General features: G+C 45.4%; 9 protein-coding genes. 4 read left to right on the top strand and 5 right to left on the bottom strand.

Annotated elements, in window-relative coordinates:
* Window positions 1-45 precede the first annotated feature (45 nt).
* A complete protein-coding gene (locus ACZ2XM_RS01450) occupies window positions 46-1428 on the top strand; it encodes a cytochrome c (RefSeq protein WP_490587936.1) in 1383 nt (460 codons plus the stop codon).
* Window positions 1421-2368 (top strand): c-type cytochrome, encoded by a 948-nt coding sequence (locus ACZ2XM_RS01445; RefSeq protein WP_490587937.1) that lies wholly within the window; start codon window positions 1421-1423, stop codon window positions 2366-2368. Before ACZ2XM_RS01450 ends, ACZ2XM_RS01445 begins: the two co-directional genes overlap by 8 nt.
* A 183-nt stretch (window positions 2369-2551) precedes the next feature.
* On the opposite strand, the gene ACZ2XM_RS01440 is transcribed toward ACZ2XM_RS01445, so the two are convergent.
* Window positions 2552-3685: an endonuclease/exonuclease/phosphatase family protein gene (locus tag ACZ2XM_RS01440; protein ID WP_490587938.1), complete on the bottom strand. Its 1134-nt coding sequence runs from the start codon at window positions 3683-3685 to the stop codon at window positions 2552-2554.
* 302 nt (window positions 3686-3987) lie between these two features.
* On the opposite strand from ACZ2XM_RS01440, the gene asd reads away from it, so the two are divergent.
* The gene (gene asd / locus ACZ2XM_RS01435; protein WP_490587939.1) at window positions 3988-5136 is read left to right on the top strand and encodes an aspartate-semialdehyde dehydrogenase; all 1149 of its coding nucleotides are present in this window, start codon (window positions 3988-3990) and stop codon (window positions 5134-5136) included.
* A gap of 124 nt (window positions 5137-5260) precedes the next feature.
* Here asd and ACZ2XM_RS01430 read toward each other — a convergent pair whose 3' ends face one another.
* From ACZ2XM_RS01430 to ACZ2XM_RS01420, 3 genes are read right to left on the bottom strand one after another with little or no spacing between them, the layout of a single operon-like run.
* On the bottom strand, window positions 5261-7594 hold the full coding sequence (locus ACZ2XM_RS01430) for a J domain-containing protein (RefSeq protein WP_490587940.1): 2334 nt from the start codon (window positions 7592-7594) through the stop codon (window positions 5261-5263).
* Window positions 7595-7631: 37 nt separating this feature from the next.
* Complete coding sequence (locus ACZ2XM_RS01425) at window positions 7632-9809, bottom strand: hypothetical protein (protein WP_490587941.1); 2178 nt, start codon at window positions 9807-9809, stop codon at window positions 7632-7634.
* A gap of 26 nt (window positions 9810-9835) precedes the next feature.
* Window positions 9836-10456 (bottom strand): SOUL family heme-binding protein, encoded by a 621-nt coding sequence (locus ACZ2XM_RS01420; RefSeq protein WP_490587942.1) that lies wholly within the window; start codon window positions 10454-10456, stop codon window positions 9836-9838.
* Between the two features lie 370 nt (window positions 10457-10826).
* Between ACZ2XM_RS01420 and tgt the strand changes: the two genes are divergently transcribed.
* Window positions 10827-11978, top strand: a complete 1152-nt coding sequence (gene tgt, locus ACZ2XM_RS01415; protein WP_490587943.1) for a tRNA guanosine(34) transglycosylase Tgt — start codon at window positions 10827-10829, stop codon at window positions 11976-11978.
* 145 nt (window positions 11979-12123) lie between these two features.
* Here the strand turns inward: tgt and ACZ2XM_RS01410 are convergent, their stop codons facing one another.
* Window positions 12124-13476, bottom strand: a complete 1353-nt coding sequence (locus tag ACZ2XM_RS01410) for a sodium-dependent transporter (RefSeq protein WP_490587944.1) — start codon at window positions 13474-13476, stop codon at window positions 12124-12126.
* Window positions 13477-13741: the final 265 nt, after the last annotated feature.

Below are 13741 nucleotides of genomic sequence, written 5' to 3'. Positions count from 1 at the left end.
TTTGAATATTTGCGCTTTAAGACTTTAATTTAGGAGGTCAGGCCTATGAAAAAATGGCTGTTGTATATTTTGATGGCGGGCGTCATCGGCTTGATATTAGCATTCGTTATTGGCATTTTGCTACCGCATATGCGTACTGATAGTACGGTTATGCAGATTGATATTGCCGACCCAGCTTTGATTAAACAAGGCGAATACGTGGCTCGTACGGCTGACTGTGTTGCTTGTCACACTACTTTAGAAGGTGCTGATTATGCGGGTGGTTTGCCTATGCTGACCCCACTTGGTGCTATTTATTCGACCAACATTACCCCGGATAAAGAGACGGGTATTGGTAACTATACCCTTGCTGACTTTAGCAATGCCGTCAAACATGGCGTGCGTAAAGACAACAGTGCGCTATACCCTGCCATGCCGTATCCGTCATACCAAATTATGCCGGACGACGATATCGCCGCGATGTATGCGTACTTTATGTCAGAGGTGAAGCCAGTCAACCAACCCAATCTAGCGAGCGAGTTACCTCCAGTCTTTAACTGGCGCTGGCCGTTATCTTATTGGCAGGTCCTATTTGCGCCCAAGCGTGAATTTACCCCTGAATCACAAGACTCTTTAGTGGCTCGTGGTCAGTATCTCGTTGAAGGCCCTGGACATTGTGGCTCTTGTCATACGGAGCGCGGTATCGGCTTCCAAGAAATAGCCTTAACCAACGCGGACTCTGATGAGTACCTCAGCGGTGCTGTGATTGATGGTTGGCGCGCGAAGAGTTTGCGTGGTGAGCATCGTGGCTTAGGCACATGGAATACAGCGGAACTGGTTGATTTCTTTAAGACCGGTCGTACCGATAAGACTGCAGCATTTGGGGCCATGGCAGAAGTCGTTGAGCACAGTACGCAGTATATGACGGATACCGACCTCAATGCGATGTCAGCTTATCTGAAGACGCTCACGCCAGCGCCGAATAAAGAAGTGAAATTGCCCGTTAAGAAAGATGAGACCACCCAAAAATTATTGGACGGTGTGTACGATACTCGCGGCGCTATTTTATACGCTGAATACTGCCAAGTGTGTCACAGAGCAGATGGTGGCGGTGTACCGCGTATCTTTCCTGCCCTTGATGATAACAGTGCGGTCTATGCGCGCAATGCAGATTCTGTCCTACAGATTACTTTGAGTGGCGGCCGTATGCCAGAAACGCCGCACGACCGTATGGCATTCACTATGCCTGAGTTCAGTCATCTAAGCGATTCAGATATTGCTGAAGTGGTGAACTATGTGCGTAACAGCTGGACCAACCAAGCGCCAATGATTGACACTACCGATGTGGTAAAAATGCGCGCCTTCTTGAAGAAAAAACCCACCACTGCTACTGACTTACCACCAGATCTAACGGTAGCGGACAGCAAAAAAGGAGCGGGCAATGAATAATTTACCTTTAAATAATAGCCCTCTTACCCACAGCCGCTATCTGCGTAATGCGCTAGTCCTCGGCCTATCTACAGCTATGCTAGCCGGGCTTGCGGCCTGCTCACAGCCTGAGCCTACAGAGCGCGCGGCGGCTGAATACAATCTAATTACCGCTGACGATGCCAACGAAGATATCGGCAAGTACGTTTTGCCACAGGATACCGCTATTTTAGATGAGCCCAATGCCGAGGAAATCTTTTACGGTAAGCGTTTGCTAAATGAGACCAAACGTCTATTGCCTGAGCACGTGGGCGCGACGATGAACTGTAACAGCTGTCATATTGCCCAGGGTAAAATCCCTTTGGGCGATCCGTACATCAACAGCTATAACTTTTATCCACGCGTCATGCCACGGGCTGGTAAAGAGATTGATTTGGCAGCGCGTATTAATGGCTGTTTCAATCGCTCTATGAACGGTAAGCCGATCGACCGTGAAGGCCCAGAGATGAAGGCGATGTTGGCTTATATGCAGTGGCTATCGCAAAACACGCCAAAAGATCAGAAAGTAGATATCAAAAACGCAGGCTCAGTCGATGAGAGCCTAGTACCTGATCCAGTCCGTGGCGAGAAAATCTATCAGGTTCAGTGCGCTAGCTGCCATGGCGATAATGGCGAAGGGATTAAAGACAAGCGTGGCGATGTGGTTTTCCCACCACTATGGGGCGATGAGTCGTTTAACATTGGTGCCGGTATGGCACGAACTTATAAAGCTGCGGCCTTTGTGAAATATAACATGCCTATGGGGATTCAAACTAAAGGCTTGTGGGGTCATGGTGGCGTACTATCTGATCAAGATGCTATCGATGTCGCTGAGTTCTTTACCCATAAACCGCGTCCTGACTTTGCAGGCAAGGTTAACGACTGGCCTACCGGCAAAAAACCAAAAGATGCACGTTATTAATCGTCGCTACTTTTTTGAAAAATTAAAAAAAGCTAGACTCGAAAGCTAGCTTATCGTTTTAAAAGTGGTCTTTTTACTGCTTTATGGCCTCAAGAAATCGGCGTATTTCTTGAGGTTTTTTTTATTCTACAATCTAATAGGGGCTCACTAATATTTAATATTACCAACCCTGCCCCTTACTCTTTATTCCTTACAACCACACTCCGCAGCTTCTTCACGATGCTCCTCAGAAACTTTACACCCCTCTTCCTTACCTTGCTGAATCTTATGCTCAGTCTCTTTTAGGTCCTCTTTAGCGGCGGTCGGGGCATTCTCTTTTTGCTCAGCACTGTGCTCAGGCGCATATTGCAAAATAGTCATAACGGGGAAATGATCGGAGCCAATCGAAGGCATACGCTCAATATTGACCAAAGTAAAGCATTCGCTATGGAAGATATGATCGAGCGCCCAACGTAGGAAAGGATATTTTACATGGAAGGTATTAATAAAATGACGGCCAATACGCGGGTCTAGTAAGCCTGATATACGTTGGAAACGGCGTGTGGTTTTTGACCAAGCGACGTCGTTGAGATCACCGGCCAAAATAGCCGTCTGACCCTGCTCTTTAATATGGCGACCCACCATTAACAGCTCAGCATCGCGCGTGGTCGATTTATCCGCTTCGGTCGGACTCGGCGGCATCGGGTGCAAGCAATACAACCAAACCACTTGGCCAGTCTTTAGCCGTATCTGCGTATGAATAGAAGGAATATCGTCAATCATCAGATACTTGACTTCAGGGTCGATCAGCTCGAGCTTAGAATATAAATGCATTCCATAAAGATTATCTAGCGGTACTTTGACGCTATAGGGATAGTCGTCTTCTACGGCCTCTAGCGCTTTTTGCCACTTCATATCGGACTCAAGCGTAATCAAAATATCCGGCTCACGCTTTTTGACCAAATCCACCAAGGCTTGAGTATTGTCATTGGGCGTCAAGACGTTGGAAACCATTAATTTAAGCTGATGGCTCTTAGGTTTTGGCTTGGCATGGCGGACTTCTTTTTTCCAGATGCGGGTATAAGGCAAGACCATACGCAATTGAAAGGCCAAGGCCAGACCGAGCACAACGAATAAAGCCCATTGCAGCACCTCCCATTTCACCCAAAACGCTAATAGACCTACCCACGCTAAAGTACCGAGCGCAATAATCTGTAATCGAGGAAACTCAACGCCGCGCACCCACCAGTTATCGAGCGGTATCATGCCCCAAATCGTCACAAAAGCGATAAACCCTGCCAATACCTGCACGGCATAATATAAAATCAAATAATCCATAGCGCTCGTAGACCTATTTTTAATGTGCACTTGAGTGCTTATGGCGTTCATTATCACAAATCAAGGGGCAGTCGTCACGACCTTTCCTAACTTTATAAGTTTGCCGCTATATTCCTGAAATTTTTGTGTTATCAGGTCAGTTGGAGGTTATAAGCCGTCTAGTTATACCTAAACATGCCAACCCCCTGCTTATCGTTAAAAAACTACGCATTTTCGCCAAAATACCTTGCATTTTCACCCTATTCACGGCATTGTTAACGGTTGGACGGACAAATCAATATTTACCTTAAGAGGGCAATTTCATGAGTAATTTGACAGTTGGCTTGGTAGGCTGGCGCGGTATGGTCGGCTCGGTATTAATACAGCGTATGGTTGAAGAGAATGATTTCGCAGGCATTACGCCTGTGTTTTTTTCGACCAGTAACGCCGGTGGCGACGCGCCCAAGATTGAGGGCGTGACCTACACTGAGACCAGTAGCAAACTCAAAGATGCGAATGATATTGCCGCCCTTGCTGAATGTGACGTAGTGATTACCTGCCAAGGTGGCGACTATACTTCTGCAGTCCATCAGCCGCTACGCGATAGTGGTTGGACAGGCTATTGGGTCGATGCCGCTAGCACGCTACGTATGGAAGACGACAGCATTATCGTCCTTGACCCGGTCAACCGCAAGGTCATCGATGCAGCACTAGCCAACGGTAAAAAAGACTTTATCGGCGGCAACTGCACCGTTTCGCTTATGCTAATGGCTATCGGCGAGTTGTTTAACCGCGGTTGGATTGAGTGGGTTTCTGCCATGACGTATCAGGCTGCCAGTGGCTCTGGTGCCAAAAACATGCGCGAACTTATCGAAGGTATGGGCGTGTTGCGTGATGCGGTCAAAGACGAATTGGCCGATCCTGCCAGCGCTATCCTAGATATCGATAGAAAAATCGCAGAGACGCAACGCAGCAGCGATTTCCCACAGCAGCATTTCGGGGTGCCATTAGCGGGTAGCTTAATCCCTTACATCGACTCGCAGCTAGACAATATGCAGTCGCGTGAAGAATGGAAAGGCGGTGTTGAGACCAATAAAATCCTAGGCAATTCAGGCGATACTACTGTGCCTATCGATGGTTTATGTGTGCGTATCGGCGCTATGCGCTGTCATGCTCAAGGCTTGACTATCAAGCTGACCAAGGATATTCCTCTTGAGGAAATCGAAGACGCGCTACGCAACAGTGGCAATGAGTGGTTAGACTTGGTTGAAGATAATAAAGAAGCCGCTATGAATCGCTTAACGCCTGTAGCTGTGACTGGTACTTTAAAAGTCGCACTAGGTCGTCTCCGAAAGTTGAATATGGGTGGCGAATATTTAGGCGCGTTTACTGTAGGCGACCAGTTACTTTGGGGTGCTGCTGAGCCGTTACGTCGTATGCTAACCATTATCCGTGAGCAAGATGCTAAATAAGCTAGGTTAATTCTCAGACTGTTTAATGGATCTAAGACTCTAGCTGTCTTATTAAAGAAAAAACCACTATCTATTCGGTAGTGGTTTTTTTATGCCCATAATTTACGAGTACTAATTACCTCATCTAACGAGTTATTCTAGCTTTTAAATTAAATAACTGGTCCGCATTGCCATTGCAAAATGCCCAAGACTGGAAAAGATTCCAGCCCCAAAGGACTAGCAGCAGTATTAACACCCCTGCACTCACCATCATCTGTGGCAAAAATAGCGTCACAATGACATAGAAGCTATAAACCATCATATATAACGCCCCTAGGGCAATAAAAAATATCATGATTTCAGCTAACATATTCAAGCCACTGCGCTCTAGATGCTGCTTGGCGCTAACCTTAAGTGATAAGGGTATAGCCAATACTCCCCACAGCCAAGCCGATGGAATAAAAGCTAATACTTCATGACTAGGCAATAACCAACCCATCAAGGTGAGCAGCACCATGACCGTGATCATTAACCTGATATGCCATGTCCCTAAAACACTATAGATATCTACGGTCTTATAAGCTAACAAGGTGGCCATACCTAGACCTAATACATGCTTTAGTACGAATAAAGCTATTTGACTTAGGCTCGGGATAGGCTGTAAATCATCGATGACCCCAGTTATGCTATTAGCCTGAGACCCGATAAGCATACTTTCTGGCAGTAGCACAACCAGAAGCCACAGTCCCCCCACCCATGCTGCATAACGAGCTAGCTTTTGCTTGCGCTCAAAAAACCTTGGGATATCCGCAAACAATGTCAGTTGCCATTGCCAAAATATCAGGGCAAAACCAAGAATGAGGGTTAATACTAAAGTATCTAGCGCAATAGTTTGCCACAGCCCTAGCGTGTCTTTAAATATCGCAGAGATGCTAATGACCAGTACCAATGCTACGACAATTATGCCAACAAATAACCCTAAGGAAGGTCGGATAAAGCCTTTTGACGACCAGTCATATAATTGCTGCAGCTTTACAGAGCCATGCCAATAGCGATCAACATCACTGCGCATAGCCTCTGACGGCTTGGCAGTATTTAGAGCTTCATCATTGCTATTAATATGGGCTATATCCGTCTGCTCCGCTGCATACTTAGCAAGTATGGCGTCAATAGCCTGCAGTTGCTCCGTAATAGGGTACAAATTATAAGCAAACTTAAACGCCCAAATAAACTGCCAGCGCCACGTCCATAATTGCCGCCGGCTAGGTTTCGCAGGCTGCAAAGTAGCAAGGGCTATTACGTCAGTAGTTGTAGGGTTAGTAATGACTATCGTCGGCTTAGGACTGTGGGGGTCCAAAAACCAGCGGTTAAAGAGGTGCGGATAACGCTGCTGTACATAGCGTTGAAAGCTGGCTATATCCGTAATTTTCAGCGAATTCTTCAGAGCTATTTGCGGCTCATAACGCTCTAGCAGGCGAGGCAAATAACACCAAGGAAATTGATAACAATCCGGTGCTTTTAGCCTATATTTCCAATAGAAAACTTGATAAGCAAATTCGAAAGCGTCCACATGCAACTCTGCTTGCTTATAGAACCAAAGCAGTAGCGTTTGCGAAAGATACGCTTGGGCGTGGCTGTCAAAACCCTGACTATAATCAAAATCGTCTTCCAGACGCTGCAACAGGCTGTCATTAATTAAACTGATGCGCCAATTATTCTCCCAACCGGCTAAGATGCTTGCAGTCTCTATATTTTGGTTGCGTCGTTGTAAAAACACTGCCCGATTATGCGACTCGTAATCGTCTATTAACCAGTACAAGTCATACCAATTATCAGAGAATGTGGCGCCCGTTTGAATTTGGCTTGCCTGCTGTCGCCAGTTTAAAGTCTGCACACAATATTCAAAACTTAGCGGATAGTTGGTGGCATGTTCGAAATGCCAAGCCAACAAGCTCTCTTCAAATGCGAACGCTTCATCTAACGACAGTTGATGCCGCTGAGCAAACTGCTGTTGTAAGGTCTGATATAAACTCTGGTCAGCATCGGGCAAAGCCACACTCTGCTGCCAAGCATGTTGCCAGACCTCTAATTGGTTTAAAGGCTCATAGACGGCGTTAAACGGTTCTGTATTAGACGCTAACGCAACTGGCGTATCAGTCTTTGAAATATCAGAAGTATGACCGATAGCCTCATTTAGACCACTATCAAAACTACTATTAAGACTAGCATCATCAGCCGCAAAAAACTCATCTGCCTCTAGGGTATCAACGAACCCCTCTGCGCCTTCTGGATCTTTTAAGTCCTCTGCATAAAACACTCGCTCCACCAAAGCTTGCTCATAAGCTTCCCGCAATACTAGAAACCCTGCTGGGTTTTTATCGGGTTTATTCTCCGCTAACAAAGCCGCGTAGGCTTGCTTAATAACTTTAGCATCACTGGTCGGCGCTATCGCCAAAATTTGCCAACACGTTGCCTTCATTGACTCAAATATCCTTAATTGGCTGTCAGGGAATGCCCTAGTCTTGATTCAGAATTCTAATAGACTTGAGTAAAATATAAGCCATTGCGGTCCAAAATAGCGTGAGCGCTGCCCCCATCCATCCCAAATCAAGCTTGGGTAAGAGATCGCTATTAAACAACATCACAATCATAAAAAATAGCGGGATTAATAGGATTAATAGCGCCCCAGTGAACCAATTAGCTATCGGCTCCACCCAACTAAAAGGCTCTAGTCTAGCTAAATTGACCAATAACATGGGTATTAGTGCAAATATCCAACTGACTGGCTCAGCCGTATTTATTTCGCGGGCTACTGTGTCGCCATTCGCGCTGATTAACATGAGCAGAGGATAAATCACAGTAAAGGACAGCATAGCGAGCGCCCAATACCAGATAACTTGAATGACTAACAAATTGTCATGGCGTGTATTGAGTGCCAACAAAAAGCTAAATCCCGCTAAATTAGCCACATAATAGCTCAGCTCATGCGGTATGCCGACCTGCGTTCTAGATGCAGACTCCATCCATAGCGCAGTGAATAACAACCACATGGCAGCACTACCTAGCAGCCAAGTCAAATTACCCACATGATAGCGGTCTTCATTGATAAAGCGATAAGGGCGCGCATAAAGCATCAGTAATAGCTGCCAGACTGATAGCGCCATGACCAGTACTGATGCCACTCCTACCATTTCATATAAATAGGTCACCCACGGTAGCGGCGAATGAAAGATGCCTTTATCAATACCCCACAGCACTGCAACAAACAGCGCCCCCACTGCTGCTACTTTAAAGAAATCTTCCTTACGGACGAACCGCCCCATCACCCATTGGCGCAGCGTCAACAAGGGGGCATAATTTTGCCAATAGTGGGCGGGATTGCGGTACTGCATGGGGCTATCCGCATTGAATGGCGGATTGGATATAAGAGCAGCTTGGGTGAGCTTTGCCATTAACCGAGTTATATCGCTATCTGCCCCACCATAGCTGTGGATAAACCCTTGATCGACTATGGCTAATTCTTCTTGCAAGGCTTCCAGTTGGTTGAATAATGCTAAGGCAGGGGCTGGTACAAAAAATTTGCGGAAGAACTGCCAGCGGCTCATAGCGAGCTTTGGTGATAGGTCTAAGGCTTGACCCTGCGCATTAACTGGCAATAAATCGCTAGGGTATAAATACTGCGCAACCAGTGGATAATGCTCAGATAAATACTGTCTAAAACCTGTATGGCTAGCAAAATTTAGCACTTGCTGATAGCCACTGTCTAACGGGCGCAGTTGGTACCAAGGATAGCCTTCATCATCCCAACTTAATAAGCGCTGCTCCCAGTCAAAGTAGGCCTTACTAGCGACATAACTGTCCGGATAATACAGTGGCTGCTCGCTCAACCAGACCAGTAAGCTTTCTTCAAAATCATATTGCTCGTCTAACGGCAGCTGCTGAATAGCTTGGAACTGGGTTTGTAATAAGATTAAGAGTTGTGAATCTGCATTATTCTTTTCAGCATTATCAACTTGCTGTTGCCATTGCTGCTGCCAGTTTAAAGGTTTCTGTATATTGGTATCTTGCGGCACGATAAGCTCGTAGCGAGAAACTACTGGTTGGTCAATATCATCTACATTGTCATCATAATTATTGTCATCGTCGTTACTTTGGGTACTTGCGTTATTTTCGCTAGCTAGGTCATGACCGTTAGCACAGTCATTGTTAGCACCGTCATTGTTAGGATAGTCATCATTAACATAGCTACTGGTATCAGAGCCCTCTTCGCTATGGTCATCCCCATAAGCATTTATAGCTTCATTTATATTATCGTCGACCTCATCCTTTAACGCTGCGCTGTCATTACTGGTCACTTCAATATTGCTGGCAATAGCGTCTTCTTTTTCTACGTCAATAATGTTTTCAACATCAGTAGTGTTTGCAAGATTAACAATGTCTTCGACTTCATTGTTACCACTAAGCTCAGCATTAGACTCAGTATCATCTTTCCAGTCATTATCATCGGTATCTATAAAATCAGAATAATATAGCCGCACCGCCAAAGCTTGCTCATAGGCCTCCCGCAATTTTCGAAAGCCTTCAGGATGCTTGTCCGGTTTATTATGTTTTAGCTGAGTAGCATATGCGCGTTTAATCGCCCGTTCATCATCCGTAGGCGCTATCTCTAGTACTTGCCAGCAATCTACTTGCATCCTTTTGGCATCCTTAACCCACTAAGTTAATAAGCAATCATAACTTCATTGCGGCGCAAAAATGGTAACGTCCACGGTGGATTATAGCGGGCCAGTTCAGGAGTAGCGATTGGGGTTAATTTTTTAGTCAGCATCCACTGCTGCAGCTCAGCGGTCTTTTCCGCTACCTTTTTCTCACCCGCTAAGCCCGAAAACTTAATGACCGCATAGCGCACTTCGGGGATTTCTATAAGGGTAATCGCAGTATTGTTCGGCTTAGGAATAGTCGCCATAGTGTAGTTCTCTGGCATCACAAAAGAGACCTGCCAGTTGCCCTCACTTTTTTGCATGCTAACCGGTGCAGTCATACTAATTTTTGCACTTGTATCATTAGCCTTATCGTCGCTTCTATCATCACCTACCCCGTCGCTAGGCTTCATAATGACAGGCGCGGTCATACTAATCTTGGCGCTATTTTTGGCGTCTTCCGTACTAGAAACACTGTTATTACCAAAGATATAGTTCGCCAGTATTTTAAAGCCCTTACGGCTAGCAGCCTCGTAATCACCGCTCACTGTGGTTTGCGCAATAATCTTGGGGGCATAGTTACGCAATTCGAAGTCGTCTAATTGCTCTAATAGGGTATAGCTCGGTTCGGGGGTGGCCATAGCAGCTCCTGAAGTTAATAGTAGAGAGCCTGTCAGCAATAGGGTAAGCGCATACTTAGGGCGTCTTGTTTTTAGGGTAGGCAGTAAGCGCATCAGCGGAACTCTCTAAAGCAAGGGGATAAAGGGGAGTTAAATAAGAAAAACTCAATTAATAATAAATTAAATAAGACTCTAGCTACTTTAAGAGGTTATCCCAGCTGCTACAACGGTTTTTGCGTGGCTTATTGTCTATATAGGTTAATAGACACGCTGCAAAATAAAATAAGACAAGGTATAGCAGGCACAATAAACCGCTCAGCCTTTGCTCTCCCTAACTACCGGCGACAATGGTATAATTAGCCTGATTTTATTTTCAGTTTAAGATACTTTTATGCAATTTACGCTTCATAAAACTGCCACTGGGCAAACTCGCGCGCGCCGCGGTACCGTTCATTTAAATCATGGCGATGTGCAAACACCGGCTTTTATGCCTGTGGGTACTTATGGCACTGTCAAAGGGATGTTGCCACGCGATATTAAAGACATTGGCGCCGATATTATTCTCGGTAACACATTCCATCTTTGGTTGCGTCCGGGCACTGAAGTCATTGATCGCTTCGGTGGTCTGCATCAGTTTATGAATTGGGACAAGCCTATCTTGACCGACTCGGGTGGCTTTCAGGTATTCAGCTTAGGGGCTATGCGCAAAATTACTGAAGAAGGCGTCAACTTTAAGTCGCCTATCGATGGCGCTAAAGTATTTTTGTCTCCGGAAAAGTCGATGCAGATTCAGTATAGCTTGAACTCTGATATCGTCATGCAGTTTGATGAATGTACGCCCTACCCAGCCACTCATGATGAAGCCAAAACTTCGCTTGAGTTATCATTACGTTGGGGGCAGCGCTGTATCGATGAGCATCAAAGATTAGAGAGCAAGAATGCTCTTTTTGGTATCATCCAAGGCAGTATGTATAGCGATTTGCGCCAGCAGTCGTTAGAAGGGTTGCTAAAGATTGATTTCGACGGTTATGCCATCGGTGGTCTGTCTGTTGGTGAGCCTAAAGAAGAAATGATCGAAGTCTTGAACTACCTACCTGATGATATGCCTGCGGATAAGCCGCGCTATCTTATGGGTGTGGGCAAGCCGGAAGATATCGTTGAAGCGGTTCGCCGTGGGGTCGATATGTTTGACTGTGTGATGCCCACGCGTAATGCGCGCAATGGTCATTACTTCGTGACCGGTGATACAGAAAACCAAGGGGTGGTGCGTATTCGCAACAGCCAATACCGTACCGATGAGCAGCCGCTAGACCCTGAGTGCGATTGCTACGCTTGCCAGAACTTTAGCCGCGCATATATCTACCATTTGCACAAATGTAAAGAGATGTTGGGCGCACAATTGGGCACGATTCATAACCTACGCTATTATCAACGTTTGATGGCGGGTATTCGTGAGGCTATCGAGCAAGACCGTTTTGATGAGTTTGTCACTGAGTTTTATAGCAAGCGCGGGCAAGCCGTCCCGGAGTTAACGTTACTTTAGAGTATGACTTGCCTTAGCAAAATACTGCACTAGGTAGGATGGACTATTCCGTAACTTATGTAATCCCTACTAAATTTCTCCCATAAAAAAAGCATCCTATCGGATGCTTTTTTTGTGTCACTTTATTCAACTTCTTGAGGAGCTATTAACCCATCAAAGTCGCAATAAAAACGGCAATAATAGCAATTGGAGCTATAAATTTAACTACGATTTGCCAAACTTGCCAAGTACCACCAGATAGATTCAATTCACGCTGAATAGCGGTTTGGTCCATTTTCCAACCAAAGAAGATAATACCGGCAAGACCTGTTAGTGGTAATAGGAACTTACTAGTGACCTTATCTAGCGCATCAAAGATACCGTTGCCCATGATGGTGAAATCCGCCCATAGGTTGAACGATAATAGTGCAGCGATACCCAATAACCAAATCACAATACTGGCCGAAATAGTCGACATGGTACGACTCATCGACGTACGCTCTTCTAAAAATTCTACTGTAGGCTCTAGTAACGAGATTGACGAGGTCAAAGCAGCAAAAGTAATGAGTAAGAAGAATAAAGTACCAATGATAGTACCTGCAGTCATGCTACCAAAAGCAATGGGTAGACTGACGAAGATAAGACCAGGACCTGAAGAAGGATCAAGACCATGGCTAAAGATAATTGGGAAAATAGCCAAACCAGCGGCTAGAGCAATAACGGTATCTAAGATAACGACCGTACGAGCGGTCTTCAGCAAATTCACTTCACGACCAAGATATGAGCCGTAAGCAATCATGATGCCCATACCAATAGATAAGGTAAAGAACGCATGACCTAGAGCCGCCAACATCACTGAGCCGGTCAATTTGCTAAGGTCTGGCGTGAATAGATAAGCTACTGCTTCACCGAAGCCACCATTAACGACGTTGTAGCCTACGATGATGAATAAGATAAGACCAAGTAACGGCATTAAAATCTTAGCCGCCATTTCGATACCACGGGTCACACCAATACCAACGATTAGCGCCGTTAGTGCCATAAAGACAGTATGCCAAATGGTCAAGGTGCCAGCAGAAGCTAACATAGCATCAAAAGTCGCGCCTACTGAGTCGCTGTTTTGACCAATAAAACTACCACTACCAATTTTGGTAATGTAGTTTAGCGCCCAACCACCGATGACACTGTAGAACGATAGTATTAAGAAACCACCAAGAATACCTGTGGCACCAACGATACCCCAAGTGCGTGATTTACCTTCGCTAGCGGCGACATCAGTAAAGGTGTTTACTGGGTTTTTCTGGCCGCGACGACCGATTAGCCATTCGGCAACCAGGACGGGAAAACCAACCAACGCAATACAGAATAGATAGGCGATAACGAAAGCTGACCCACCACTCTCACCGACCATGTACGGAAATTTCCAAATATTACCAAGGCCAACTGCTGAACCAACTGCCGCTAGTACGAAGCCAAAACTAGAGCTCCACTGGGCATGATCCTGTTTTTGTGTACTCATAACTGCGTTATCCTTATTCTTAGTACGGCTACGCTGATCTCATTCTACGTAACATCCTGTAAGATTTGTTTACCTCTTATAACCGCTAAGTGTCAGCTAACTGATAGCAAAAGTCAAGTAAGCACAATTAAAAAAAGCCATAACGTATCGTTATGGCTTAATAGCAAAATAAGTTTAATTAGGAATAACAGTAAACAAATTTCACGTTAATAGGACTTAAATCTGCTATAAATAATTAATAAAGTTGAATTTTAAAACCTCTAAC

The organism is Psychrobacter sp. CoH-33_TS_01 (genome assembly GCF_058189395.1).
Note: the sequence above shows the minus strand (reverse complement) of the source record. Positions and strands in the feature narration are given on the sequence as shown.